This window comes from Pseudomonas putida (assembly GCF_001976065.1).
In the GTDB taxonomy this organism is placed as follows: Bacteria; Pseudomonadota; Gammaproteobacteria; order Pseudomonadales; family Pseudomonadaceae; genus Aquipseudomonas; species Aquipseudomonas serbica.
This window is the reverse complement of the sequence record NZ_MNAH01000001.1, coordinates 181,196-205,323: the sequence shown is the minus strand read 5'-3', so window position 1 is coordinate 205,323 and position 24,128 is coordinate 181,196. Positions and strand designations below refer to the sequence as shown.

The following is a 24,128-nucleotide window of genomic DNA, read 5'->3' as shown; positions in this document are numbered from 1 at the left end:
GCTCAACAAGACACTTTCTCTAACTATATACATCTTGATTCTATTTCAGGCCGATAGAAACACTTATCAACTTTCCACGTAAAAACTCACCTGTTTTTCAGAAACTCCCTACAGGCTTTGGTAATCACCAGAAGCGCTCCGGCAATTACGCTATCTCGCAGATCAGAACCAGTCACGCCCCATTATCCGCTGACCTCCTGTTAATTCATTGCGAGTGCCTTCATGAAGTCCATCAGCTACGACAAATACCGCTCGACCAAAAGTTTCAACAGCCGGATTCGCTTTCTTGTCTTTCACTACACGGCGGTCGATTTCGCCAACTCGGTAAATATTCTGACGGGACCGTACGCCAGCGCACACTATCTGGTTCCGGACATTACAGATCCCAGTTACCTGAACGAAGGTTTTACCGAACAGGAAGTCTTCAACCTGGTGGATGAATCCCATCGGGCCTGGCATGCGGGTGTCAGCCAGTGGGGCAATCGCGGCAATCTGAATGACACGTCCATCGGTGTGGAGGTCGTCAATCTTGCGACGGATGACAACGGCGAATTTACCTTTCCACCCTACCATCCCGAACAGATCGCCGCCGTTGAAGAACTGGCACTGAACATCCTCAAGCGCTACCCGGACATCACCCCGACCCAGGTACTGGGTCACTCGGATATTACGGTTGGACGAAAAAGCGACCCGGGGCCGGAGTTTCCCTGGCATGCGCTTTATCTCAAAGGCGTCGGTGCCTGGTTCGACGAGGCCACTCGAGACGACTATCTACAGCAATACAACGCCTGCGCCATTCCGGCCCGCAGCGAGTTGTTAACGCTGTTCAGGAAATACGGGTATGACATCTCCGGCGCTTCGACCGAAGAAGGTTTTAAACAACTGGTGCGGGCATTTCAGATGCATTTTCGCCAAGAGCGTTACGACGGGGTGATGGATGCGCAAACAGCGGCAAACCTGGCAGCGCTGGTATCCAGGTACTTTCCTCGATAACCGATGAGAACAGCAGGCAAGGTCATTCGATATGACCTTGCCTGCCGCGTTACATCGAATACTTCTGCAAATTCCCCATCATCTCCTTCAACGCCTCGATGTTGTCCTTCGGATGCGCCGCGCCCTCGAAGTCGCAAATCTGCTGCCAGTGCGCCGCGACGTCTTCCGGGGAAAAGCCGACCCGCGGATCGAACCCGGCGCCGAGGCTGCGTTCCCAGCGCACCTTGCCCATCCAGCCGCCGCCCACTTCGAACAGCCCGGAGGTTTCCTGGCAGTTTTCGCTGGCCAGGTACACCACCAACGGGCTGACCAGTTCCGGTTTGAGTTGTTCGAACACTTGCGGCGGGATCAGGCCTTCGGTCATGCGAGTGCCGCCGGTGGGGGCGATGGCGTTGACCAGGATGTTGTTCTTACGGCCTTCGATGGCCAGGGTGCGGGTCAGGCCGTAGAGACCGAGCTTGGCCATGCCGTAGTTGGACTGGCCGAAGTTGCCGTAGATGCCTGAGGTGGACGCGGTGAAGATCACCCGGCCATAGTTTTGTTCGCGCATGTGCGGCCAGGCGGCGCGGGTCACTTTGTAGGCGCCTTCGACGTGGACGCGGTAGACGAGGTCCCAGTCGCCATCTTCCATTTTGTGAAAGGTCTTGTCGCGCAGGATGCCGGCGTTGTTGACCACCACGTCGACGCGGCCGAAGGCGTCGAGGGCGTGCTGGACGATTTTGTCGCCGTCGGTGACCGAGTCGTGGTTGGCCACGGCAGTGCCGCCCGCTTCGCGAATTTCGTTGACCACGCGGTCTGCCGCCGAAGCGTTGGCACCTTCGCCCTGGGTCGAGCCGCCGAGGTCATTGACCAGCACCTTGGCCCCCTGTTTGGCGAACAGCAGTGCGTGCGCCCGTCCCAGGCCGCCACCCGCACCGGTGATGATCACGACTTTATCTTCGAAACGCACAGACTCATTCATGGGGAACTCCAGCAGGCCAGGGACATTGGATTGGAGTGTCAGGCACGGGACTGCGGGTCACAATGAATACGGGGGAGGCTGAATGGTGTGCGATAAGGCAGGGGGATGATGAGCACAAATCTTGTAGGAGCTGGCTCGCCAGCGAAGGCGGCCTTGAATGTAGCGCTGCTCTTTCGGGCCTCTTCGCTGGCAAGCCATCCCACAGTGGATCGGGTATGGTCGCGAGGGCCGGTTCCACAGGACTCCTAGGAGCAAGCCACCTTGAGCGGCGTCGAGATCAACCGGTCGCGAAACGCCAGGTAGTGTTTGAGCACCTGGCACGGCGCCTCGATCTGCGGGTAATGACCGATATCGCTCAGCAGGATCGTGTCCGGGTTGGGTACCAGCTCACGGTAGCGCGCAACCATGTGCGCACCGGAGATCGGATCGACCTCGCCATCGATTACCCGCAGCGGCACTTCACCGCGCTGCATCGCGCCGACCCAACGCTCGCGCTGGGTTCGCCGTTCGGGGATGTAGGCAATCAATTTATGCATGACCCGTGGCCCGTGATTGCTTTCGACAAGGCTCCAGAAATCATCCATCTGGCTCTCGCTGGGACGGGTCTGGGGGCCAAAGATCTGGCGGAAACTCTTCACCAGGCCATCACGACTGAAAGCACGGCCAATCATCCACCCCAGCGGGCTGAGCAGGAGTTTTTGCATCAGCACCGGGCGATGGGTTTCGGGAAAAAGCCCGCCGTTGAGGAACACGCAACTGGCGAGGTCGATGCGTGCTTCGTAATGTCGGGCCAGCAGTTCCTGGGCCACGCTGTCGCCGTAGTCATGGGCCAACAGGTGCAACGGTTGCTCGACGCCCAGGTGAGCCAGCAGCGCCTGTTGCAGGTCAGCCTGCTCAAGCAGGCTGTAATCGTGATTGACCGGTTTGGCCGAGTCGCCGAAACCGAGCATGTCACAGGCAATCACCCGATAACGCTGGGCCAGGGGTTGCCAGAGGTAATGCCAGTCCCAACTGGCGCTGGGGAAGCCATGGATGAGCAGTAATGGCTCACCCTGCCCCGCTGTCCAGTAACGGATGGCCTGACCACGAAACAGGAAAGTCTGGCTGCGCTTTCGCCAGACGCTCAGGGGAATCTCGGCAAGTTGCATTAGAGTTTATATCCCGGGTCCAGTTTATCGAGCTTGCGCAGCAGCGCCGGCCAGGCCAGCGCTCCGCCCATTCCTTGAGCACTTTTGGTGACACCGGCGATCATCGCCTTGGCACCGGCGAGAATCTGCGGTTCGATGGCGATCAGTTCCGCCCCGCCGTTCTGCGCCATGACCTGAATGTCGCAGGCACGCTGGAAGATAAACATCGCCAGGAAAGTGTCGGCGATGGTGCTGCCGCAGGTCAGCAGACCGTGGTTGTGCAGCATCAGGAAGTTGTTTTCCCCAAGGTCGGCTTGCAACCGCGCCTTTTCCTCGTGGTTGAGCGCAACGCCTTCGTAGGCGTGATACGCAAGGCTCGACAGGACAAACAGCGACTGCTGACTGATCGGCAGGATGCCTTGTCGCTGCGCCGACACCGCCACACCCGAAGCCGTATGGGTGTGCAGCACGCATACGACATCGTGGCGAACCTCATGCACCGCGCTATGGATGGTGTATCCCGCCGGGTTGATCTCGTAGGGGCTGTCCATCAGCTTGTTGCCGGCCTGATCGACCTTGACCAGGCTCGACGCGGTAATTTCGTGGAACATCAGCCCATAGGGGTTGATCAGGAAGTCTTCGGTGCCCGGCACCTTGGCGGAAATGTGCGTAAAAATCAGATCATCCCAGCCATGCTGGGCGACCAGGCGGTAGCAGGCAGCGAGGTCGACGCGGGTCTGCCATTCGGCAGCGCTGACCTGGTCTTTGACGTAGGAGGTGGATTGGACGGGGGCTACGCTCACGACAAGGAACCTCGGTTTTTATTATGGAGTGTTTCCAATGACTACCGAGTCTAGTCACCCTCCGAGGTTCGCGTAGTTGCATTGGCAGCCAGCTTGATGGCCGAGCGAGTCAGTGACTCGATGAGTTTTGGATCCATGGCCGGGTAGCGCCGCCCGCCATGACTGGCCCGCTACCCGTTGCTCCCGCGTGGTCGATCAGCCCCGCAGAGCGTTGACCAGTTCCTCCAGCCAAGGCTCGGCGTCCGTTTCCGGGGTCACGCTTTCACTGGCATCCAGGCGCAGCATCGGCAGGACTTCGCGAATGCCCAACTCACCGAACAATTCACGCATCAGCTCGCCACCGCCGCAAAAGGTATCGCCATAACTCGCATCGCCCAGGCCGATCACCGCCCCTGGCAGACCTCGCCAGGCGCTGGGCAGCTGGTCGCGAATCATCGAGTACAGGGGTTGCAGGTTGTCAGGCAACTCGCCCATGCCGGTGGTCGACGTCACCGCCAGCAAGGCTTCGGGACCAAAAGCCTGAAGATCGGCGAGGCTTGCACGGGGGTTGTGGAGGGTTTCGAAACCGGCTTTGTTCAAAATATTGGCGGCGTGGCGGGCAACCTCTTCAGCCGTGCCGTACACCGAGCCGGAAATGATGGCGACTTTCATCAATCTGATCCTGAAGCTGAATAAAAGATCGGGATATTAACAGCACGGTCTGGATTGTTCTTTTAGAATCCCACAGACAAACCAACAAGGAAGGGTTTCACCGATGATCAACGCCAAACTGCTGCAGATGGCCATCAACGCCTCCAACGACGGTATCGTGATTGCCGAAAAAGAAGGCGACCAAGACAAGATCCTGATTTACGTCAACCCGGCTTTCGAACGCCTGACTGGTTACACCAGCGAAGAAATCCTCTACCAGGATTGCCGCTTCCTGCAGTCGGGAGACCGCGATCAGGATGCCCTGCCAAAGATTCGAGATGCGTTGGACAGAGAAGGCTCCTGCCGGGAAATCCTGCGCAACTATCGCAAGGATGGCACCCCGTTCTGGAACGAACTGTCGCTTTCGACGGTGAAAAATCCGAATGACGGGCAGGTTTATTTCATCGGCGTGCAGAAAGACGTGACCATCCAGGTCAAGGCGCAGCAGCGAGTGATACAGCTTGAAGCGCAACTGGCAGAAGTTCAGGCTGAGCTTGCTGCGCTCAAAGCGACGAACGGCAGAAACAAAACCGCGAATTAATTGTCATTAACTACAATCACCAGTGCCTCTGTAACTAAATTTTTCGAGCCCACCATGCAACGCGACGCGCTCCTGACCCAGGATGAGCTGGATTTTATCCAGACCATGCAACACAACCCGCAACTGAATGTGCGGGATGCGACGTCGAGCCTGCTCGTCAATGGTGGGTCGCAGATCCGTGACCTGCTCACGCGCCTGGCCGCGCATGAGCAGGTCACCCTGCAAGCCAACTTCGAGAACCAGCAGATGACCTTCCCCCTGCACTTGGTGGAAGACGAGTTTCATGCCATGCATCTGCGCCTTGGCGTGCCCAGCATCTATGAGGGCGGGCCATCGATCCGGCCATGGCGGCTGGTGCTCGACGAACCGGTGGCGCTGGAAAATGCCAAGGGTCAACCCGGCACCCTGTGGGTGCACGAGGTATCGTTCAAAGGGGTTTTGCTGGAGATTCGCAACAAGACCAAGGCACCCAAGCATTTCGCGTTGTGGTTCAGCCCGTCAGGCTATGAGCGCATCGCACTGCGTGGCACGCTCGAAAAAGAAACCGAGCAGGGTTTCTTTGCCTACCAGTTAAGCCAGAACGACCTGGATGAAACCGAGCGCCTGCGCCAGTTCATCCTGCAACAGCATCGCTTGACCCACCCCACCCTGCACCTCTGATCCCTGCCCCGCTGAATCTCAGGTATCGAGGTTACCCGCCAGAAACTGGTTGAGGCGCTGACGCATCACCGTCCCCTCATTCCCAAGGCAACCGATCGATGACCCGGCCAGGCTTTCCTGTGCCAGGTCACTGGCATCACCGGCCAACAACAACGGACACTCCAGGCTCATCGCCAGCCGATTCAGGCGACGGGGCAAGTCGGGGGTGGGGACATGGTTGGAAAACAGCACCAGCGCCCGTGGCTTGATCCTCTCGCAGACCAGGGTCAGTTCGTCGAACGGCTGCCCGGTGGTCAGCACACGCACTCCCATTTGATCGTTGGCGAGAAACAGGGCAGCGATGAGCAGTTCAAGTTCGCGACACTGGCCTGCCAAGGCACTGACGATGACTCGCCTGGGGTGCTTGTCACGGTTCAGCAGCAGACGCTGCACCACTCGCGAGCGCAGGAAACCATCAAGGAACAACCACTCGCTGGCCCGGCCAAACGTGTCCTGGCGCTGCAGCAATTGCCGCCACAGCGGAAGAAGGATGTCCTGGTAAACAACCGGCTGGGAGTAGCTGGAAAATATCTGCCCGTAGACCTGATCCAGCCGGGCGTCGTCAAAAGCACTGACGGCGGCCGCAAGCTGTTGTTGCCACTGTGCGTAATCGGCCTGCACCAGATCGTCGGGGAGGATGTGGGCCAGTGCCTGCAGGGGCGCTGCCTTGGCCAGGATCTTGCCGATCTTGCTGACCGCTACACCGCGTTCGATCCAGCTAAGGATGCTTCGCACTCGATCGATGTCGGTCATCGAATACAAGCGATGTCCGCTTTCGGTGCGCGTGGGTACGATCAGGCCATAACGTCGCTCCCATGCGCGAAGCGTGACCGGGTTCACGCCGGTCAGGCGCGCCACCTCACGAATCGGAAAAAGCTCCTCCCGTTCCAGGGAGAGCGCCGGTGACACTTCCAGGTCAACGTCGGTCAAGACAGGCATTATCGGCCTACATCCATGTGTTATTCAGATCCCATTGTACCTCCGCTGCACCTTAATGATTCAAGACATAGATTGTTACCGAGCCACCGAGGTCGCAGGTATCATCAGGAATAATACTTGCTTGCCCCAAGATGCAGCCCATTACCCCGGCGCTGCGCCTGTCCGGCGCGACCATTGCCCGGCGCACCCTGCACTCAAAACCGCTAAAAAGTCGCAGCCTGCGATCTTCTCAGAGACATCGCACGCCCCGTCGCTGGTATAGTTTTGCTCTTACCGCGACCCGAGACGTTCATGACCTCTACCGCAGCCCCCATTCTCATCACCGGTGCAGGCCAGCGGGTCGGCCTGCATTGCGCGCAGCGATTGATCGAAGACGGCCAGCGGGTGATTTTCAGTTACCGCAGCGAACGTCCCGGCGTGCAAACCCTGCGAGACCTGGGGGCGATTGCGCTGTTCGCGGACTTCTCCAGCGAAGCCGGGATCCTCACCTTCATCAGTGAGCTGAAAAACCATACCGACAGCCTGCGCGCAATTGTCCATAACGCCTCCGAATGGCTGGCCGAAACCCCGGACACCGATGCCACGGCATTCACTCGCATGTTCACCGTGCACATGCTGGCGCCTTACCTGATCAACCTGCATTGCGCCGACCTGCTCGAACGCTCGAGCCCCGCCGACATCGTGCACATCAGCGATGACGTGACCCGCAAGGGCAGCAGCAAGCACATCGGCTACTGTGCCAGCAAAGCCGGGCTCGACAGCCTGACCCTGTCCTTCGCCGCCCGATACGCGCCCGGCATCAAGGTCAACGGGATCGCGCCCGCCCTGCTACTGTTCAATGCCGACGACGATGCAGCCTATCGCGCCAAGGCACTGGCCAAATCCGCACTGGGCATCGAACCTGGCAGTGAAGTGATCTACCAGAGCCTGCGTTACTTGCTCGACAACCCTTATGTCACCGGCACGACCCTGACCGTCAACGGCGGAAGGCACATCAAATAAGTGTCCCTGAGGATCTTCCATGACGCTTTCCCCGCCCCAGAATCGCTTGTCACAGAGTTACCGCGAAATCCTCATCGGTCTCGGGGAGAACCCTGATCGCGAAGGCCTGCTCGATACGCCGTTGCGCGCGGCCAAAGCCATGCAGTATTTGTGTCATGGTTACGAACAGAGCGTCGAACAGATCGTCAACGGTGCGCTGTTTGCGTCCGACAACGATGAAATGGTGATCGTCGACAACATCGAGCTGTATTCGCTCTGCGAACATCACATGCTGCCCTTCATCGGCAAGGCTCATGTGGCTTATATTCCAACGGGCAAGGTGCTGGGCCTGTCGAAAATTGCGCGGTTGGTGGACATGTTCGCCCGTCGCCTGCAGATCCAGGAAAACCTCACCCGGCAAATCGCCGACGCCGTGCAACAGGTGACCGGCGCGGCAGGTGTCGCGGTGGTCATCGAAGCACAGCACATGTGCATGATGATGCGCGGCGTCGAGAAACAGAATTCGACCATGAACACCTCGGTGATGCTCGGTGCCTTCCGCGAGTCGAGCAACACCCGCCAGGAGTTCCTGCAATTGATTGGACGGAGCAAGTAGCAATGCCACAACTTCAACCAGGCATGGCGCGCATCCGGGTCAAGGACCTGTGCCTGCGCACCTACATCGGCATCAACGAGGATGAAATCCTCAACAAGCAGGATGTGTTGATCAACCTGACCATCCTCTATGCGGCCCAGGAAGCGGTGCGCGACAACGATATCGATCACGCACTGAACTACCGCACCATCACCAAGGCGATCATCGCGCACGTAGAAGGCAATCGCTTCGCCCTGCTCGAACGCCTGACCCAGGAGCTGCTGGACCTGGTCATGGCCAATGAGTCGGTGCTGTACGCCGAAGTCGAGGTCGACAAGCCCCACGCCCTGCGATTCGCCGAGTCGGTGTCGATCACGCTTGCAGCGAGCCGCTAGCTTCAAGCCTGAAGCGGCAAGCTGTAAACTTCGACTCACCGCCATCCATCTTTCAGCTTGAAGCTTGCCGCTTGAAGCTGTCCCAGAGAAAATCCATGACCGATCAAGAACGCCTTGAGCTCGAAGCCGCCGCCTTCCGCCGGCTGGTGGCCCACCTGGACAGCCGCAAGGATGTGCAGAACATCGACCTGATGAACCTCTCGGGTTTCTGCCGCAACTGCCTGTCCAAGTGGTACAAGGCCGCGGCCGATGAACGCCAGATCGAGGTCAGCCTCGATGAAGCCCGCGAAGTCGTCTACGGCATGCCGTACGCCGAGTGGAAAGCCCAATTTCAGCAAGAAGCCAGCGCCGAGCAACAGGCGGCGTTCGCCAAAGGAAAACCCAATGAGTGATTTGAATACCCTGCGCGCCAGCCTCAACAGCGGCGAACACGCCTTCGCCGATACCCTGGCGTTCATTGCCGCCGGTTACGACTACCAGCCCCAGGCCTTCAACAATGGCGGCGTGGAAAACGCCGCCGGGCAGAACGAAGGTTCGTGCAAGACCCTGGGCATGGCATTGCTGGAAGGGCTGAGCGATGAGGAAGCGCTGCTGGCGTTCGGCGAACATTATCGTTCGGTGCTGGCGACGCCCGAGGGCAGCGATCACGGCAATATCCGTGCGTTGATGGTGCATGGCCTGGCCGGTGTGAAGTTCACACAGCAGCCCCTGACCCGCCGCTGATCCTTGTAGGCTTCGGCTTGCCGGCGAAGGCGTCCTGAAGGGTGATGCAAAATTCAGGGGCCCCTTCGCTGGCAAGCCAGCTCCTACAGGTTCTGCGTTTCAACACGTCCCGACTTTTAAGATTGACCCGCCCACTTTATTTCGTTTGCCCGCCACCACTGCCCGCGGCTTAGATAAAAAGAAGTCCTCCTTCTTCCGAGCCGGCCCCCATGCGCAGCGAAACCATCAGCCAGTCGATCAACATCGTTCACCCTGTCACCCTCAGCCACGGCAAAAACGCCGAGGTCTGGGACATCGATGGCAAGCGCTACATCGACTTTGTCGGCGGCATTGGCGTGCTGAACCTCGGCCATTGCCATCCGCGCATCGTCGAGGCCATCCGCGAACAAGCCACCCGGCTGACTCATTACGCCTTCAACGCCGCCCCCCATACGCCCTACATCGACCTGATGGAGCGTCTCAGCGCCTTTATGCCGGTCGATTACCCGGTCAGCGGCATGCTCACCAACAGCGGCGCCGAAGCGGCGGAGAATGCGCTGAAGATCGTCCGTGGCGCTACCGGGCGCACGGCCGTGATTGCCTTTGATGGTGCTTTCCACGGGAGGACCCTGGCTACCCTCAACCTCAATGGCAAGGTTGCACCCTACAAACAGAAAGTCGGGGTGTTGCCCGGGCCGGTGTATCACCTGCCGTTCCCCAGCCGCGACAACGGCGTGACCTGTGTCGAGGCCCTGAAAGCCATGGAGCGCCTGTTCAGCGTCGAGATCGATGTTGCGGACGTGGCCTGCTTCATCGTCGAACCGGTGCAGGGCGAAGCGGGCTTCCTGGCCATGGATGTCGAGTTCGCCCAGGCTTTGCGCACGTTTTGCGATGAAAAAGGCATCGTCCTGATTGCCGATGAAATCCAGTCCGGCTTCGGTCGTACTGGCCAGCGTTTTGCGTTCTCGCGACTGGGCATCGAACCTGACCTGATCCTGCTGGGCAAGAGCATTGCCGGCGGCGTGCCGTTAGGGGCGGTGGTCGGGCGCAAGTCGCTGCTCGACAACTTGCCCAAGGGTGGGCTCGGCGGCACGTACTCCGGCAACCCGATCGCCTGCGCTGCTGCACTGGCGACGCTGGACGAAATGACTGACGCCAATCTGCAGGCCTGGGGCTCGCAGCAGGAAGAAGCGATCGTCAGTCGCTACCAATCCTGGCGCGATCGCAATCTGTCACCGTACCTGGGGCGCCTGACCGGCGTTGGCGCGATGCGCGGCATTGAGCTGGCCCTCGCCGACGGCACACCGGCTCCGGCGCAGTTGACGCAACTGCTGGCCCTGGCGCGAGACGCCGGCTTGCTGCTGATGCCCAGCGGCAAATCTCGGCACATCATCCGGTTGCTGGCGCCGTTGACCACGGAATCTGCGGTACTGGAGGAAGGCCTGGACATTCTCGAGGCGTGCCTGGCCAAACTGACCTGAACACCCCCCCTGAGGGATAGTCTTCAGGCATTGAATTGCACGTACAAAAAAACCGGCCGAAGCCGGTTTTTTTACAAGCGCAGAATCAGGCGTTCTGCAGATTGTCCAGGTAACGCTCGGCATCCAGTGCCGCCATGCAACCGGCGCCAGCGGAGGTGATGGCCTGACGGTAGACGTGGTCAGCCACGTCACCGGCAGCGAAGATGCCTTCCAGGTTGGTCGCAGTGGCATTGCCATCACGGCCGCCGTGCACCACCAGGTAACCGTCTTTGAGCGTCAGCTGGCCTTCGAACAACGAAGTGTTCGGGGTGTGGCCGATGGCGATGAACACGCCGTCGACCTTGATCTCGTCGAAGCTGCCGTCGTTGTTCTTCAGACGAGCACCGGTCACGCCCATGTTGTCGCCCAGGACTTCGTCCAGGTTCGCATTCAGCTTCAGGATGATTTTGCCTTCAGCGACGCGGGCATTGAGTTTGTCGATCAGGATCTTCTCGGCGCGGAAGGTTTCGCGACGGTGGATCAGGGTCACGGTACTGGCGATGTTCGCCAGGTACAGGGCCTCTTCAACAGCGGTGTTGCCACCACCCACCACGGCCACTGGCTTGTTGCGATAGAAGAAACCGTCACAGGTCGCGCACGCGGAAACGCCTTTGCCCATGAACGCTTCTTCCGATGGCAAGCCCAGGTAACGAGCGCTGGCGCCGGTGGCGATGATCAGGGCGTCACAGGTGTAGGTCGCGCTGTCGCCGGTCAGGGTGTACGGCTTGGCAGCGAAGTCCACGGCATTGATGTGATCGAACACGATTTCGGTTTCAAAGCGCTCGGCGTGCTCTTTCATGCGTTCCATCAGCACCGGGCCGGTCAGGCCATGGACGTCGCCCGGCCAGTTGTCGACTTCAGTGGTGGTGGTCAGTTGACCGCCGGCCTGCATGCCGGTGATCAAGAGTGGCTTGAGGTTGGCACGGGCGGCATAAACGGCAGCGCTGTAACCGGCAGGGCCGGAACCGAGAATAATCACTCGCGAATGACGGACTTCAGACATGACCTGCTCCTGTTGACCGGCCCGCAATACCGGGCGCGGAACGCCGGATGACCGGCGGGAATAAAAAAGGACCATTGAAAGCACTTGGGGAAGGCTTGAACTCGACAGTCCTGTAAAAAGGTTGGGTGCAGCGTATCGAGGGGGCGAAGATTAAGGAAATACGGTTTAACAATCCAGCTCATAGGTGGTCTCTATCCTGACTGAGTGATGATCGGGGCGCCTTTGTTACAGTTAATGTCGATGTCGATGTCGCGCTTTCGCCTGTCCGGCAAAGCCGGTAAGGTCGGCGCGTTTTCCTTTGCTCGGAGCACCCTATGCCCGCCCCTGTCCTGTCCGGCCCGCAATATCTGCGTGAAGGCCTGAAACTGGTACTCAGCCCCAGCCTGCGCCTTTTTGTATTACTTCCACTGGTGATCAATCTGGTGCTGTTCGTCGGATTAATCTATCTGGCCGGCCATCAGTTCAGCCTGTGGGTCGATACGCTGATGCCGTCCCTGCCCGACTGGCTGGGTTTTCTCAACTATGTGCTGTGGCCGCTGTTCGTGGTGCTCGTGGTGTTGATGGTGTTCTTCACCTTCACCATGCTCGCCAACGTCATCGCCGCCCCCTTCAACGGCTTCCTGGCGGAAAAGGTCGAAGTGGTGGTACGCGGCACCGACGATTTCCCGGCCTTCAGCTGGGGCGAACTGATCGCCATGATCCCGCGGACCCTGGCCCGGGAAATGCGCAAGCTCGGTTATTTCCTGCCCCGGGCGCTCGGGCTCTTCATCCTTTCGTTCATCCCGGTGGTGAACATCGTTGCGGCGCCGCTGTGGCTGCTGTTCGGGGTGTGGATGATGGCGATCCAGTACATCGACTACCCGGCGGACAACCACAAGCTCGGCTGGAACGAGATGCTCGCCTGGCTGCGCCAGAAGCGCTGGCAGAGCATGAGTTTCGGCGGCATCGTCTACCTGATGCTGCTGATCCCGGTGGTCAACATCCTGATGATGCCGGCGGCCGTGGCTGGCGCGACTCTGTTCTGGGTGCGTGAGCGTGGGGCGGAAAACCTGGTGACCCAGCGCTGAGTCGGTCACAAATCCATCATCCCACCGTCACAACGCCGACATGGCCTCAGCCTACACTGAGGTCATGACGACAGCTCTGCATATCACCCTGATCACCGAAACCTTTCCTCCGGAAATCAATGGCGTGGCCAACACCCTTGGGCGCCTGTGCGACGGTTTGCGCGCGCGCGGGCATCAAGTGGAACTGGTGCGGCCACGCCAGGGCTGCGATCAACCGGCGAGCAGCGACGATGCGTTGTTGCTCTGCCGAGGCTGGCCGCTGCCAGGCTATCCCGGGTTGCAATGGGGGCAGTCGTCGATGCACAAGCTGCTCAGACGCTGGAAGCGCCATCGCCCCGATGTGCTGTACATCGCCACCGAAGGACCGCTCGGCCTATCGGCATTGCGCGCAGCACGGCGCCTGGGCATTTCGGTGGTCAGCGGGTTTCACACCAACTTCCAGCAGTACTCCAGCCAGTACGGGTTCGGCTTGCTGTCTCGCCTGCTGACCCACTACTTGCGCTGGTTCCACAATCGCTCGAACCTGACGCTGGTGCCCAGCGTCAGCCAGCGCATGGAGCTGGAACGCCGGCATTTCGAGCGCCTGGCGTTGCTCTCCCGCGGGGTCGACAGCCAGTTGTTTCACCCAGCCAAACGCTTGAATGCGCTACGTGAGCAATGGGGGCTGGGCGAAAAAGACATCGCCGTTATCCATGTAGGGCGGTTGGCAGCGGAGAAAAACCTCGCTTTGCTCAAACGCTGCTTCAACACGCTCAAGGCCACTTATCCACAGCGCACCTTGAAGCTGATCGTGGTGGGCGATGGCCCGCAACGCCTGCTGATGGAAAGCGAGTTGCCCGAAGCGATTTTCTGCGGAGCGCAACGAGGTGAAGCCCTGGCCAGTCATTATGCGTCGGGGGATGTATTTGTGTTTCCGAGCCTGACCGAGACCTTCGGCAATGTAGTGCTTGAAGCGCTGGCCTCGGGACTGGGGGTGGTGGCGTACGACCAGGCGGCAGCGGCGCAGCATATCCGCCATGGCTACAACGGGGTGCTGGCGATGCCGGGGGATGAGGAGGCGTTCTGCGATGCTGCCGCGTGGTTGCTGGAAAGGCGCGAAAACCTGCGTTGTGTGCGGCTCAATGCACGCCAGCATGCCAGTCGCCAGGGTTGGGCGGCGATCATTGAACAGTTCGAGGGGCAGTTGCGGGGGGCTTGTGTTGGCGAGGTGGTGGTGCCGAATGCATCGGTAGTTCCTTGAACCTTTGCTGGCCTTGAGGCCGTCTTCGCGAGCAAGCCCGCTCCCACATTTGGAATGCGTTCCCCTGTGGGAGCGGGCTTGCTTGCGAAGAGGCCCTTCCGGACGCCGCTTAAACCAGTGTCATCAACGCCTCACGGCTGAACGGCAGGATGTCTTCCTCACGGCCGTCCCGCACTTTCTGCGCCCAATCCGGATCCACCAAAAGCGCACGACCCACCGCCACCAGGTCGAACTCATCGTTGTTCAAGCGCTCCAGCAGTTTTTCCAGGCTGGCCGGCTGTGCCACCTTGTCGGTATTGACCATGAACTGCAGGAACTCGCCATCCAGGCCGACGCTGCCCACGGTGATGGTCGGCTTGCCGGTGAGCTTGCGCGTCCAGCCTGCCAGGTTCAGTTCGGAACCGTCGAATTCCGGCTCCCAGAAACGGCGTGTCGAACAGTGGAAAATATCCACGCCTGCATCGGAAAGTGGCTTGAGGAACTCGCCCAAGGCTTGTGAAGTTTGCACCAGGCGCGCGGTGTAGTCCTGTTGCTTCCACTGAGAGAAGCGGAAGATGATCGGGAAACCTTCGCCGACGGCGGCACGTACCGCCTGAATCAATTCGATGGCGAAACGCGAACGGTTGGCCAGGCTGCCGCCGTATTCGTCGGTGCGCTGGTTACTGCCTTCCCAGAAGAACTGGTCGATCAGGTAACCGTGGGCGCCGTGGATTTCCACGCCGTCCATGCCGATGCTCTGGGCATCCTTCGCCGCTTGGGCGAACGCGGCAATCACGTCCTGAATGTCTTGCTGGGTCATGCCGTGAACCACGACCTGGCCATCCTTCACTTTTTCCGATGGTCCGTACCCCGGCACGCTGGCGTCCCGCTCGGTACCGATACGGCGCACACTCCCGACATGCCACAGTTGCGGGACGATCTTGCCGCCTTCGGCGTGAACCGCATCGACGACTTTCTTCCAGCCAGCCAGCGCGGCTTCGCCATAAAAATGCGGGACGTTCGGGTAGCCGTTGGAAGCCTTGTGCCCGACCGTGGTGCCTTCGGTGATGATCAAGCCCACGCCAGCGGCGGCGCGACGGCGGTAGTACTCGATCACTTTGGAATTGGGGACGCCACCCGGCGAGAACGAACGGGTCATCGGCGCCATGACCACGCGGGTTGGCAGTTCGAGGGTGCCGAGGTGGAACGGTTTGAACAGGGCTTTTACAGGCATGGGACGCTCCACGAAGAATGACTTTATGACGATGATAATATGGAGAGTGAAGCGCCTTTAACAGCATTATTGATTTTGGTGATTAAGAATCAGAAGTGTAGGAGCGAGCTTGCTCGCGATGGTCGCCAACGATAACGCTGTCAGCCAGACACACCGCAGCGCTTCAGGCTCATCGCGAGCAGGCTCGCTCCTACAGGGGGTGGGAGAGGTCAGGCCAGGGCTTTTTCGATCGCCTGGACCACGCTCGGATCATCCGGCGCCGTACGTGGCGAGAACCGCGCCAGTACACGACCGTCTTTACCCAACAGGAATTTTTCGAAGTTCCAGGTGATGTCGCCGGGAAACTCCGCGCCCTCGCCCGCCAGCAGCTTATACAGCTGATGACGCTCGTGACCATTGACTTCCAGCTTGCTGGACAACGGAAAGGTCACGCCATAGTTGAGGCTGCAGAAGTCTTTTATTTCCTGCTCGGTACCTGGCTCCTGCCCGGCAAACTGGTTGCACGGCAGGCCCAGCACGCTGAAACCCTTGCCTTTGTATTGCTGGTAGAGGTTTTCCAGCGCCGCGTACTGTGGCGTCAAGCCACATTTGGAGGCCACGTTGACCACCAGCACGACGTGCCCCTTGAAAGGTGCCAGAGGTAGCACCTGACCATCCAGGGCTGTCAGATTAAGTTCGTGAAAAGCACTCATGACGTACTCCAGATTCCCGTGTTCTTCTCGAAACAGCCACTTGGTGGTGTCGCCTGGAACAGCCGCAGACTAAAAAGGCGCCCTCGGGGCGCCTCTCCAGCTATCTGAGCTTAGCGCAGAAATCAGTGGTGATGGCCACCTTCGCCATGGACGTGGCCATGGGCGACTTCTTCCTGGCTGGCATCACGGATGCTGACGATCTTGACCTGGAAGTTCAGGCGCTGACCGGCCAACGGGTGGTTGCCGTCTACGGTGACGTCGTCGCCGTCCAGATCGCGGATGGTCACGATCTGCATCTGGCCGTCTGGAGCGGAAGCGTGGAACTGCATGCCCACTTCCAGCTCGTCAACGCCTTCGAACATGCTGCGGCTCAGGGTGCTGACCAGTTCGGCAGCGTACTCGCCGTAGGCATCTTCCGGTTCAACGGCCACGGTCAGCTCGTCGCCGACTGCTTTGCCTTCCAGGGCCTTTTCCAGGCCCGGAATGATGTTGCCTGCGCCTTGCAGGTAGACCAGCGGCGCGCCGCCGGCTGAGCTGTCGATGACCTCACCAGCGTCGTTGGTCAGGGTATAGTCGATGGAGACAGCCTTATTGGCGGCGATCAGCATGGGGCGAGACCTTTTGCATAAGAATATTGAAAGACCCAGTTTAGCGAAGCAATCGTCCGAAAGCGAACACAACCCGGACAGACGGGATTCGACGATTACAGGCTTCCATCAGGACGATGACGGCCACTGGGTGGTCGAGCTTTCCTGCGGCCACACCCAGCACCTGCGGCACCAGCCGCCCTGGCAATCGCGGGCCTGGGTTCTGGACCCGTTGCAGCGCCAGGAAAAAATAGGCCTGTCCTTTGATTGCGGTTGGTGCGCACAGGGCCCGGTTAGCGATAACCTTGACGACTGAATTGCGGCAGATCGTCAGCTATAGATGATCGCCATTGCCATGCTCCTTTAGAGAATCCGCATGCAAACTTTTTTTATCGCGCCCACCGATTTTGGCGTGGGTCTGACCTCCATCAGCCTCGGGCTGGTGCGCACCCTTGAGCGTGCCGGTCTCAAAGTCGGCTTTTTCAAGCCGATTGCCCAGCCCCACCCGGGTGACACCGGCCCCGAGCGTTCCACCGAGCTGGTGGCGCGCACCCACGGCCTGAAACCGCCTCAACCCTTGGGCCTGGCCCATGTCGAGCGCATGCTCGGCGACGGCCAGCTCGATGAGTTGCTCGAAGAAATCATCACCCTGTATCAGCAGGCCGCCATCGGCAAGGACGTGTTGATCGTCGAGGGCATGGTCCCGACCCGCAGCGCCAGCTATGCCGCGCGGGTCAACCTGCACCTGGCCAAGAGCCTCGACGCCGAGGTGATCCTGGTCTCGGCACCGGAAAACGAAGTGCTGACCGAACTGTCCGGTCGCGTCGAACTGCAGGCGCAATTGTTCGGCGGCCCCAAGGACCCGAAAGTCCTCGGCGTGATCCTCAACAAGGTCAAGACCGACGAGAGCATGGAGGCCTTCGCCGCCCGCCTGAACGAACACTCGCCACTGTTGCGCAGCGGCGACTTCCGTCTGCTCGGTTGTATCCCGTACCAGCCGGAGCTCAATGCACCGCGCACGCGAGACGTGGCGGACCTGATGGGCGCCCAGGTGCTCAACGCCGGCGACTACGAAACCCGGCGCATGACCAAAATCATCATTTGCGCGCGCACCATGCGCAACACCGTGGAGCTGCTCAAGCCCGGCGTGTTGGTAGTGACCCCTGGCGATCGCGACGACATCATCCTCGCCGTCAGCCTCGCCGCCATGAATGGCGTGCCCCTGGCCGGCCTGTTGCTGACCAGCGACACCCTGCCCGACCCGCGCATCATGGACCTGTGTCGCGGCGCCCTGCAGGCGGGCTTGCCGGTGTTGTCGGTGAGCACCGGCTCCTACGACACCGCCAACCAGCTCAATGGCTTGAACAAGGAAATCCCGATCGACGACCGCGAGCGCGCGGAGATCATCACCGACTTCGTCGCCAGCCACCTGGACGCCAACTGGCTGCACCAGCGCTGTGGCACGCCGCGGGAAATGCGCCTGTCGCCGGCGGTGTTCCGTTACCAGTTGATCCAGCGTGCCCAGTCCGCCAACAAGCGCATCGTGTTGCCGGAAGGCAGCGAACCGCTGACCGTCCAGGCCGCCGCCATCTGCCAGGCCCGGGGTATCGCCCGTTGCGTGCTACTGGCCAAACCGGCAGACGTTGAAGCCGTGGCCCGCGCCCAAGGCATCGAGCTGCCGCCGGGGCTGGAAATCCTCGACCCGGACCTGATCCGCGAGCGTTACATCGAGCCGATGGTAGCCCTGCGCAAAAGCAAAAGCCTCAATGCCCCCATGGCCGAGCAGCAGCTCGAAGACACCGTGGTGATCGGCACCATGATGCTGGCGCTGGATGAAGTCGACGGTCTGGTGTCCGGGGTCATTCACTCCACCGCCAATACCATTCGCCCGGCCCTGCAACTGATCAAGACCGCGCCGGGCTGCACCTTGGTGTCCTCGGTATTCTTCATGCTGTTTCCCGAGGAAGTGCTGGTCTACGGCGACTGCGTGATGAACCCGCACCCGAGCGCCAGCGAACTGGCGGAGATTGCCCTGCAAAGCGCCGACTCGGCAGCGGCGTTCGGCATCACCCCGCGCGTGGCGATGATCAGCTATTCCAGCGGTGAGTCGGCCAGCGGCGAGGAAGTCGAGAAGGTCCGCGAAGCAACGTTGCTCGCCCATGAACAGCAACACTCGCTGCTGATCGACGGTCCGTTGCAATATGATGCCGCCGCCAACGAAACCGTGGCCCGGCAACTGGCGCCGAACAGCCAGGTGGCCGGTCGCGCCACGGTGTTCGTATTCCCCGACCTGAACACCGGCAACACCACGCACAAAGCCGTGCAGCGCAGCGCCGACTGCGTCAGCCTCGGGCCGATGCTGCAAGGCCTGCGCAAGCCGGTGAACGATTTGCCGCGCGGCGCGCAGGTCGACGACATTGTCTACACCATCGCCCTGACCGCGATTCAAGCTGCCAACCGACCTATGGATGTGTAAATGCTGGATTTTCTACCCGCGTTTTTGCGCGGAGTGATCGCCGCCCTGTTGTTGGCGCTGAACACGATTTTGCTGTGCTCGTTTCTGTTCTGTGTGGCGCTGTTCAAGGTGTTGCCGTTCGCCCTCACTCAACGCATCGCACACTGGCTGATGAGCCATACCCACGAAGCCTGGATCAGCCTCAACAAAGGCTGGATGAACCTGGTCCGTCGCACCCGCTGGCACGTCAGCGGGCTGCAAGGCCTGGACTATCAGCACTCGTACCTGGTCACCAGCAACCACCAGAGCTGGGTCGACATCCTGGTGCTGCAATACGTGCTCAATCGGCGTATCCAGCCACTGAAGTTCTTTCTCAAGCAGGAGCTGATCTGGGTGCCGGTGATTGGACTGGCGTGGTGGGCGCTGGGTTTTCCGTTCATGAAGCGCTACTCCAAGGCCTATCTGCAAAAGCACCCGGAGAAGAAAGGCAAGGACCTGGAAACCACGCGCAAGACCTGCGCGAAGTTTCGCGACAACCCGGTGGGCATCTTCAATTTCGTCGAAGGCACGCGCTTCACCGCAGGCAAGCACGCCCAGCAGAAATCGCCGTTCAAGTACCTGCTCAAGCCCAAGGCGGGCGGCATTGCCTTTGTGCTGGATGCCATGGGTGAACAGTTGGAGTCGATCGTCAACGTGACCATCCACTACCCCGCCGGGCGTCCCGGTTTCTGGGATCTGTTGTGCGGGAACGTTGCGGACGTGGTGGTGCACTTTGAAGAGCTGAAGATTCCGCCGCAGTTCATTGGCAAGAACTACGACCAGGATGGCGAGTATCGCTTGCAGTTCCAGGGCTGGATCAACCAGTTGTGGGAAGACAAGGATGCGTTGTTGGGGCAGATGCACCGCGAATATCCAGCCAAGTAACCAGGTGTCGGTTATGGCCTCTTCGCTGGCAAGCCAGCTCCTACAATGATGGGCGGCCAGCGAAGGCGTCCGACCAGGCACAAAAAAACCCGCCGATGATCACTCATCGGCGGGTTTTTCATTTTTGGCTAAGGCTTAGATCGCGCCACGCTTGCGCAGCAGATCCAGCACTTGCTTCACGCCTTCTTCCAGCGACACAGACTGGGTGTCGATCACCAGATCGGCATCCAGCGGCACGTCATACGGGAACGACTCGCCCGGGATATTATCCCCGGCCGCCGCGTACAGGCCTTGCGGGTCACGCTCGGCGCAGACGGTCGGCGAGGCCTGGACGTAGACCGTCAGCAGACGTTCCTTGCCGATCAGCTCCCTCGCCTGCTCACGACCTTCGGCACTCGGCGCCACGAAGGCCGCCAGGGTCAGCAGACCGGCTTCGTTGAACTGACGCGCAACATGCGCGGCACGACGCCAGTTCTCCGTACGCCCGGCGCGATCCTGTGGCAGACCTTTGTTCAGGTCGTGACGCAGGTTCTGGCCATCGAGTACGAACACCGCACGGCCAAGGTCGAACAACTTGCGTTCAACCGCATACGCCAGGGTGCTTTTGCCCGCGCCCGACAGGCCGCTGAACAACACGGTGGCCGGTTGCTGACCGAAGCGCTGGGCGCGTTCTTCGGTGGCGACGTGGGCCAGTTTGCCGTGGTGCGTGCTGGTGCCATGAGCCACTGGCTGCGCGACGATCATGCCGGCGCCAACGGTGCCATTGGTCAGGCGATCGATGATGATGAACGCGCCGGTGGTGCGGTTGCTGTCGTAGCCGTCGAGGGCAATCGGCGCGTCGAGCGCGATCTTGACCTTGCCGATTTCGTTCAGTTGCAACGCGCTGGCCGGGCCTTCTTCCAGAGTGTTCACGTCGACCTTGTTGACGATGCTGGCGATGGAGCCCGGCACGTAACTGGTGGCGCGCTTGAAGTCGTACTTCTTGCCCGGCAGCATCGGCTCTTCAGCCATCCACACCAGCATGGCTTCGAAGCTGTCGGTCACCGGCGGAACGTTGTCGGCATGTACCAACAGGTCGCCACGGGAGATATCGATTTCGTCTTCCATGGTCAGGGTTACGGCCTGGCCTGGACCTGCATGCTCCAGCTCACCTTCGAAGGTGACGATGGATTTCACGCGGCTGCTCTTGCCCGACGGCAGCACGACCACTTCGTCGCCCTTCTTGACGATGCCGCTGGCGAGGGTGCCGGCGAAACCGCGGAAGTTCAGGTTCGGACGGTTGACGTACTGCACCGGGAAACGCAGGTCGGTGAAGTTACGGTCGCCCGCCACTTCCACGGTCTCGAGGATTTCCATCAGCGACTGGCCGGTGTACCACGGCGAGCGCTCGGATTTGTTCACCACGTTGTCGCCCTTCAAAGCCGACATCGGCACGAAGTGCATCGTGGTGGGCTTCATCTTCAAGCCTTCGGCGAACTGCAGGTAATCGGCCTTGATCGACTCGAACACGCCCTGGTCGAAGTCCTTGAGGTCCATCTTGTTGATGGCGACGACGATGTGCTTGATGCCCAGCAACGAGGCGATGAAGCTGTGGCGACGGGTCTGGGTCTGCACGCCGTAGCGGGCGTCGACCAGTATGATCGCCAGGTCACAGGTGGATGCACCGGTGGCCATGTTGCGGGTGTACTGCTCATGGCCGGGGGTATCGGCGATGATGAATTTGCGTTTTGCGGTGGAGAAATAGCGATACGCGACATCGATGGTGATGCCTTGCTCACGCTCGGCCTGCAGGCCATCGACCAGCAACGCCAGGTCGATATCCTCACCGGTGGTGCCGACTTTTTTCGAGTCGCGGGTAATGGCTTCCAGGTGATCTTCGTAGATCATCTTGGAGTCGTGCAGCAGGCGCCCGATCAGGGTGCTCTTGCCGTCGTCGACGTTACCGCAGGTCAAAAAGCGCAGCAGCTCTTTACGTTCGTGCTGGCCCAGGTAAGCGAGGATGTCCTCGCTGATCAAATCAGATGCGTGCGACATGACAACCCCTTAGAAATAACCCTGACGTTTTTTGTCTTCCATGGAGCCAGCGCCATCGTGATCGATGACACGGCCCTGGCGCTCGGAAGTTCGCGTCAGGAGCATTTCCTGAATGATGTCCGTGAGGCTTTCGGCCTCGGACTCCACCGCGCCCGTCAACGGGTAGCAGCCAAGGGTACGGAAACGCACTTTCTTCTTGACGATGCGGGCTTTGTCTTCATCGCTCAGGTGTTCGAGGATGCGCTCGTCATCGATCATGATCAGGGTGCCGTTCTTCTCGATGACTTCACGCTCGGCGGCGAAGTACAGCGGGACGATCGGGATACCTTCAAGATAGATGTACTGCCAGATGTCCAGCTCGGTCCAGTTCGACAATGGGAATACACGGATGGATTCGCCCTTGTTGACCTTGCCGTTGTAGACGTTCCACAGCTCTGGACGCTGGTTTTTCGGGTCCCAGCGGTGCTTGCTGTCGCGGAACGAGTACACGCGCTCTTTGGCACGGGATTTCTCTTCGTCGCGGCGGGCACCACCGAAGGCGGCGTCGAAACCATGCTTGTCCAGTGCCTGCTTCAGGCCCTCGGTCTTCATGATGTCGGTGTGCTTGGCACTGCCGTGGGTGAACGGGTTGATGTTCTGCGCCACGCCATCGGGGTTGACGTGGGTGATCAGGTCCAGGCCCAGCTCGGCAACCATCTTGTCGCGGAAGGCGTACATCTCCTGGAATTTCCAGCGAGTGTCGACGTGCATCACCGGGAACGGCAGCTTGCCGGGGAAGAATGCCTTGCGTGCCAGGTGCAGCATCACGGCGGAGTCTTTACCGATGGAGTACAGCATCACCGGGTTGTCGAACTCGGCGGCCACCTCGCGGATGATGTGGATGCTTTCCGCCTCCAGCTGTTTCAGATGCGTCAGTTTGTCGACCATGGCTACTCACGAAAACTTTCTTATGAACGGCCAGCGGGCCGTGTTCGAGCGAGGAATCCTAGCACAGCGACCTCTTCTAATCAGGACACCAACTAGATCGAAAGAGCATATGAATATGCCCGCCCGTTTGGCAACCGCGGACCTTTGTGGGAGCGGGCTTGCTCGCGAAGGCGGCGAATCAGTCAGCATAAATGTTGAATGACACACCGCATTCGCGAGCAAGCCCGCTCCCACATTCAGATCGGGTTCGGGCAGTCGATGAAGATGTGTTCCAGGGCAAACCTGCGCGCAAGGTAGTCACCCAATGCCTGCACGCCATAGCGCTCGGTGGCATGGTGGCCGGCGGCAATGAAGCTGATGTCGTTCTCCCGCGCGCTGTGGAAAGTTTGCTCGGACGCTTCGCCGCTGAGGTACAGATCGACACCGGCCAGCACCGCCTGATCGATGTAACCCTGGCCGCCACCGGTGCACCAGCCGACTCGGCGTATCATGTTGCTGCCTTCGATCAGCAAGGGTTCGCGGCCCATCACCTCGCGCACGCGGCGGGCAAAGTCCCGGGGTGTCGCGGGTTCGTTCAATGAACCGACCAAGCCGACGATCTTCAGGTTGTCGGGGTCCAGCGGCCCTTCGACGGTGATGTCCAGCTGCCGCGCCAACTGCACGTTGTTGCCAACGTCAGGGTGCAGGTCCAGCGGCAAGTGATAGGACAGCAGGCTGATATCGTGCTTGAGCAGCGTCTTCAGGCGGCGCTGCTTCATGCCGGTGATGCACGGATTCTCACCTTTCCAGAAGTAGCCGTGATGCACCAGCACCAGGTCGGCATTGGCCTCCACCGCGGCATCGAGCAAGGCCTGGCTGGCGGTGACGCCACTGACGATGCGCATCACCTGCGGCCTGCCCTCGACCTGCAGGCCGTTGGGGCAGTAATCGGCAATTTTCGAACTGCCGAGGTAACGGTCGGCTTCTTCGACCAAGGTGCTCAGGGCGACGGCCATAAAAGACTCCTAAATATCCCGTTCAGAGGCAGGCGCAGCCTCGTA

At 60.1% G+C, this 24,128-nt stretch carries 26 protein-coding genes; 14 read left to right on the top strand and 12 right to left on the bottom strand.

Annotated elements, in window-relative coordinates; genetic code table 11:
* Positions 1 to 222 precede the first annotated feature (222 nt).
* A complete protein-coding gene (locus tag BKX96_RS00935) occupies positions 223 to 993 on the top strand; it encodes an N-acetylmuramoyl-L-alanine amidase (RefSeq protein ID WP_077182449.1) in 771 nt (256 codons plus the stop codon).
* A 49-nt stretch (positions 994 to 1,042) separates the two neighbouring features.
* Here the strand turns inward: BKX96_RS00935 and BKX96_RS00930 are convergent, their stop codons facing one another.
* From BKX96_RS00930 to BKX96_RS00915, 4 genes are all read right to left on the bottom strand, one after another.
* Positions 1,043 to 1,954: an SDR family oxidoreductase gene (locus tag BKX96_RS00930; protein WP_046820515.1), complete on the bottom strand. Its 912-nt coding sequence runs from the start codon at positions 1,952 to 1,954 to the stop codon at positions 1,043 to 1,045.
* A 245-nt stretch (positions 1,955 to 2,199) separates the two neighbouring features.
* A complete protein-coding gene (locus tag BKX96_RS00925) occupies positions 2,200 to 3,102 on the bottom strand; it encodes an alpha/beta fold hydrolase (RefSeq protein ID WP_046820516.1) in 903 nt (300 codons plus the stop codon).
* Positions 3,102 to 3,884, bottom strand: coding sequence for a class II aldolase/adducin family protein (locus tag BKX96_RS00920; protein ID WP_077182448.1), 783 nt, complete (start codon positions 3,882 to 3,884; stop codon positions 3,102 to 3,104). Before BKX96_RS00920 ends, BKX96_RS00925 begins: the two co-directional genes overlap by 1 nt.
* Before the next feature lie 195 nt (positions 3,885 to 4,079).
* Complete coding sequence (locus tag BKX96_RS00915; protein WP_077182447.1) at positions 4,080 to 4,535, bottom strand: flavodoxin; 456 nt, start codon at positions 4,533 to 4,535, stop codon at positions 4,080 to 4,082.
* A gap of 103 nt (positions 4,536 to 4,638) precedes the next feature.
* Here BKX96_RS00915 and BKX96_RS00910 point away from each other — a divergent pair, with 103 nt between their 5' ends.
* Positions 4,639 to 5,115: a PAS domain-containing protein gene (locus BKX96_RS00910; RefSeq protein ID WP_046820519.1), complete on the top strand. Its 477-nt coding sequence runs from the start codon at positions 4,639 to 4,641 to the stop codon at positions 5,113 to 5,115.
* Positions 5,116 to 5,169: 54 nt separating this feature from the next.
* Positions 5,170 to 5,775, top strand: a complete 606-nt coding sequence (locus tag BKX96_RS00905) for a hypothetical protein (protein ID WP_046820520.1) — start codon at positions 5,170 to 5,172, stop codon at positions 5,773 to 5,775.
* An 18-nt stretch (positions 5,776 to 5,793) separates the two neighbouring features.
* Here the strand turns inward: BKX96_RS00905 and BKX96_RS00900 are convergent, their stop codons facing one another.
* Entirely contained in the window at positions 5,794 to 6,753 is a 960-nt protein-coding gene (locus BKX96_RS00900) for a MerR family transcriptional regulator (RefSeq protein WP_077182446.1), read from the bottom strand.
* A gap of 291 nt (positions 6,754 to 7,044) precedes the next feature.
* Between BKX96_RS00900 and folM the strand changes: the two genes are divergently transcribed.
* The 6 genes from folM (at position 7,045) to BKX96_RS00870 (ending at position 10,907) form a co-directional block, all read left to right on the top strand.
* Positions 7,045 to 7,755: a dihydromonapterin reductase gene (gene folM / locus BKX96_RS00895; protein WP_077182445.1), complete on the top strand. Its 711-nt coding sequence runs from the start codon at positions 7,045 to 7,047 to the stop codon at positions 7,753 to 7,755.
* A gap of 19 nt (positions 7,756 to 7,774) precedes the next feature.
* A complete protein-coding gene (gene folE, locus BKX96_RS00890; RefSeq protein ID WP_046820523.1) occupies positions 7,775 to 8,350 on the top strand; it encodes a GTP cyclohydrolase I FolE in 576 nt (191 codons plus the stop codon).
* A gap of 2 nt (positions 8,351 to 8,352) precedes the next feature.
* Complete coding sequence (gene folX / locus BKX96_RS00885; RefSeq protein WP_008054404.1) at positions 8,353 to 8,724, top strand: dihydroneopterin triphosphate 2'-epimerase; 372 nt, start codon at positions 8,353 to 8,355, stop codon at positions 8,722 to 8,724.
* A 95-nt stretch (positions 8,725 to 8,819) separates the two neighbouring features.
* Complete coding sequence (locus BKX96_RS00880) at positions 8,820 to 9,116, top strand: DUF1244 domain-containing protein (protein ID WP_046820524.1); 297 nt, start codon at positions 8,820 to 8,822, stop codon at positions 9,114 to 9,116.
* On the top strand, positions 9,109 to 9,447 hold the full coding sequence (locus BKX96_RS00875; RefSeq protein ID WP_046820525.1) for a HopJ type III effector protein: 339 nt from the start codon (positions 9,109 to 9,111) through the stop codon (positions 9,445 to 9,447). The genes BKX96_RS00880 and BKX96_RS00875 overlap by 8 nt, the downstream gene beginning before the upstream one ends.
* A 209-nt stretch (positions 9,448 to 9,656) precedes the next feature.
* Positions 9,657 to 10,907, top strand: coding sequence for a 2-aminoadipate transaminase (locus tag BKX96_RS00870; RefSeq protein WP_077182444.1), 1,251 nt, complete (start codon positions 9,657 to 9,659; stop codon positions 10,905 to 10,907).
* A gap of 85 nt (positions 10,908 to 10,992) precedes the next feature.
* On the opposite strand, the gene trxB is transcribed toward BKX96_RS00870, so the two are convergent.
* Positions 10,993 to 11,949, bottom strand: coding sequence for a thioredoxin-disulfide reductase (trxB, locus tag BKX96_RS00865; protein WP_046820527.1), 957 nt, complete (start codon positions 11,947 to 11,949; stop codon positions 10,993 to 10,995).
* 314 nt (positions 11,950 to 12,263) lie between these two features.
* Here trxB and cysZ point away from each other — a divergent pair, with 314 nt between their 5' ends.
* Positions 12,264 to 13,016, top strand: coding sequence for a sulfate transporter CysZ (gene cysZ / locus BKX96_RS00855; RefSeq protein WP_046820528.1), 753 nt, complete (start codon positions 12,264 to 12,266; stop codon positions 13,014 to 13,016).
* Between the two features lie 40 nt (positions 13,017 to 13,056).
* The gene (locus BKX96_RS00850) at positions 13,057 to 14,256 is read left to right on the top strand and encodes a glycosyltransferase family 4 protein (RefSeq protein WP_046820529.1); all 1,200 of its coding nucleotides are present in this window, start codon (positions 13,057 to 13,059) and stop codon (positions 14,254 to 14,256) included.
* A 109-nt stretch (positions 14,257 to 14,365) separates the two neighbouring features.
* Here the strand turns inward: BKX96_RS00850 and BKX96_RS00845 are convergent, their stop codons facing one another.
* The 3 genes from BKX96_RS00845 to BKX96_RS00835 all read right to left on the bottom strand — a co-directional run bounded on the left by BKX96_RS00845 (position 14,366) and on the right by BKX96_RS00835 (position 16,769).
* Positions 14,366 to 15,469 (bottom strand): NADH:flavin oxidoreductase, encoded by a 1,104-nt coding sequence (locus tag BKX96_RS00845; protein ID WP_077182443.1) that lies wholly within the window; start codon positions 15,467 to 15,469, stop codon positions 14,366 to 14,368.
* A 209-nt stretch (positions 15,470 to 15,678) separates the two neighbouring features.
* Positions 15,679 to 16,161 (bottom strand): glutathione peroxidase, encoded by a 483-nt coding sequence (locus BKX96_RS00840; protein ID WP_046820531.1) that lies wholly within the window; start codon positions 16,159 to 16,161, stop codon positions 15,679 to 15,681.
* Between the two features lie 122 nt (positions 16,162 to 16,283).
* The gene (locus BKX96_RS00835) at positions 16,284 to 16,769 is read right to left on the bottom strand and encodes an FKBP-type peptidyl-prolyl cis-trans isomerase (RefSeq protein ID WP_046820532.1); all 486 of its coding nucleotides are present in this window, start codon (positions 16,767 to 16,769) and stop codon (positions 16,284 to 16,286) included.
* Here BKX96_RS00835 and BKX96_RS00830 point away from each other — a divergent pair.
* From BKX96_RS00830 to yihG, 3 genes are read left to right on the top strand one after another with little or no spacing between them, the layout of a single operon-like run.
* Positions 16,738 to 17,064: a DUF3565 domain-containing protein gene (locus BKX96_RS00830; RefSeq protein ID WP_046820533.1), complete on the top strand. Its 327-nt coding sequence runs from the start codon at positions 16,738 to 16,740 to the stop codon at positions 17,062 to 17,064. The genes BKX96_RS00835 and BKX96_RS00830 overlap by 32 nt on opposite strands.
* 60 nt (positions 17,065 to 17,124) lie before the next feature.
* Entirely contained in the window at positions 17,125 to 19,224 is a 2,100-nt protein-coding gene (pta, locus tag BKX96_RS00825; protein ID WP_046820534.1) for a phosphate acetyltransferase, read from the top strand.
* Positions 19,225 to 20,127: a 1-acylglycerol-3-phosphate O-acyltransferase, YihG family gene (gene yihG, locus BKX96_RS00820; RefSeq protein ID WP_077182442.1), complete on the top strand. Its 903-nt coding sequence runs from the start codon at positions 19,225 to 19,227 to the stop codon at positions 20,125 to 20,127.
* 135 nt (positions 20,128 to 20,262) lie between these two features.
* On the opposite strand, the gene cysN is transcribed toward yihG, so the two are convergent.
* From cysN to BKX96_RS00805, 3 genes are all read right to left on the bottom strand, one after another.
* A complete protein-coding gene (gene cysN / locus BKX96_RS00815) occupies positions 20,263 to 22,161 on the bottom strand; it encodes a sulfate adenylyltransferase subunit CysN (protein WP_046820536.1) in 1,899 nt (632 codons plus the stop codon).
* A gap of 9 nt (positions 22,162 to 22,170) precedes the next feature.
* Positions 22,171 to 23,088 (bottom strand): sulfate adenylyltransferase subunit CysD, encoded by a 918-nt coding sequence (gene cysD, locus BKX96_RS00810; protein WP_007970286.1) that lies wholly within the window; start codon positions 23,086 to 23,088, stop codon positions 22,171 to 22,173.
* A 236-nt stretch (positions 23,089 to 23,324) separates the two neighbouring features.
* Positions 23,325 to 24,083: a Nif3-like dinuclear metal center hexameric protein gene (locus BKX96_RS00805; RefSeq protein WP_046820537.1), complete on the bottom strand. Its 759-nt coding sequence runs from the start codon at positions 24,081 to 24,083 to the stop codon at positions 23,325 to 23,327.
* Positions 24,084 to 24,128 lie beyond the last annotated feature (45 nt).

What these genes read in the sequence shown, in the direction of transcription:
- cysZ (WP_046820528.1), top strand. Translation starts at nt 12,264, where the DNA reads ATGCCCGCCCCTGTCCTGTCCGGCCCGCAATATCTGCGTGAAGGCCTG.
- BKX96_RS00805 (WP_046820537.1), bottom strand. Translation starts at nt 24,083, where the DNA reads ATGGCCGTCGCCCTGAGCACCTTGGTCGAAGAAGCCGACCGTTACCTC.
- BKX96_RS00835 (WP_046820532.1), bottom strand. Translation starts at nt 16,769, where the DNA reads ATGCTGATCGCCGCCAATAAGGCTGTCTCCATCGACTATACCCTGACC.
- BKX96_RS00900 (WP_077182446.1), bottom strand. Translation starts at nt 6,753, where the DNA reads ATGCCTGTCTTGACCGACGTTGACCTGGAAGTGTCACCGGCGCTCTCC.
- cysD (WP_007970286.1), bottom strand. Translation starts at nt 23,088, where the DNA reads ATGGTCGACAAACTGACGCATCTGAAACAGCTGGAGGCGGAAAGCATC.
- BKX96_RS00905 (WP_046820520.1), top strand. Translation starts at nt 5,170, where the DNA reads ATGCAACGCGACGCGCTCCTGACCCAGGATGAGCTGGATTTTATCCAG.
- BKX96_RS00880 (WP_046820524.1), top strand. Translation starts at nt 8,820, where the DNA reads ATGACCGATCAAGAACGCCTTGAGCTCGAAGCCGCCGCCTTCCGCCGG.
- yihG (WP_077182442.1), top strand. Translation starts at nt 19,225, where the DNA reads ATGCTGGATTTTCTACCCGCGTTTTTGCGCGGAGTGATCGCCGCCCTG.
- BKX96_RS00845 (WP_077182443.1), bottom strand. Translation starts at nt 15,469, where the DNA reads ATGCCTGTAAAAGCCCTGTTCAAACCGTTCCACCTCGGCACCCTCGAA.
- BKX96_RS00870 (WP_077182444.1), top strand. Translation starts at nt 9,657, where the DNA reads ATGCGCAGCGAAACCATCAGCCAGTCGATCAACATCGTTCACCCTGTC.
- BKX96_RS00850 (WP_046820529.1), top strand. Translation starts at nt 13,057, where the DNA reads ATGGCCTCAGCCTACACTGAGGTCATGACGACAGCTCTGCATATCACC.
- folM (WP_077182445.1), top strand. Translation starts at nt 7,045, where the DNA reads ATGACCTCTACCGCAGCCCCCATTCTCATCACCGGTGCAGGCCAGCGG.
- BKX96_RS00830 (WP_046820533.1), top strand. Translation starts at nt 16,738, where the DNA reads ATGGAGACAGCCTTATTGGCGGCGATCAGCATGGGGCGAGACCTTTTG.
- BKX96_RS00915 (WP_077182447.1), bottom strand. Translation starts at nt 4,535, where the DNA reads ATGAAAGTCGCCATCATTTCCGGCTCGGTGTACGGCACGGCTGAAGAG.
- pta (WP_046820534.1), top strand. Translation starts at nt 17,125, where the DNA reads ATGCAAACTTTTTTTATCGCGCCCACCGATTTTGGCGTGGGTCTGACC.
- BKX96_RS00875 (WP_046820525.1), top strand. Translation starts at nt 9,109, where the DNA reads ATGAGTGATTTGAATACCCTGCGCGCCAGCCTCAACAGCGGCGAACAC.
- folE (WP_046820523.1), top strand. Translation starts at nt 7,775, where the DNA reads ATGACGCTTTCCCCGCCCCAGAATCGCTTGTCACAGAGTTACCGCGAA.
- BKX96_RS00910 (WP_046820519.1), top strand. Translation starts at nt 4,639, where the DNA reads ATGATCAACGCCAAACTGCTGCAGATGGCCATCAACGCCTCCAACGAC.
- BKX96_RS00935 (WP_077182449.1), top strand. Translation starts at nt 223, where the DNA reads ATGAAGTCCATCAGCTACGACAAATACCGCTCGACCAAAAGTTTCAAC.
- BKX96_RS00840 (WP_046820531.1), bottom strand. Translation starts at nt 16,161, where the DNA reads ATGAGTGCTTTTCACGAACTTAATCTGACAGCCCTGGATGGTCAGGTG.
- BKX96_RS00930 (WP_046820515.1), bottom strand. Translation starts at nt 1,954, where the DNA reads ATGAATGAGTCTGTGCGTTTCGAAGATAAAGTCGTGATCATCACCGGT.
- cysN (WP_046820536.1), bottom strand. Translation starts at nt 22,161, where the DNA reads ATGTCGCACGCATCTGATTTGATCAGCGAGGACATCCTCGCTTACCTG.
- folX (WP_008054404.1), top strand. Translation starts at nt 8,353, where the DNA reads ATGCCACAACTTCAACCAGGCATGGCGCGCATCCGGGTCAAGGACCTG.
- BKX96_RS00925 (WP_046820516.1), bottom strand. Translation starts at nt 3,102, where the DNA reads ATGCAACTTGCCGAGATTCCCCTGAGCGTCTGGCGAAAGCGCAGCCAG.
- trxB (WP_046820527.1), bottom strand. Translation starts at nt 11,949, where the DNA reads ATGTCTGAAGTCCGTCATTCGCGAGTGATTATTCTCGGTTCCGGCCCT.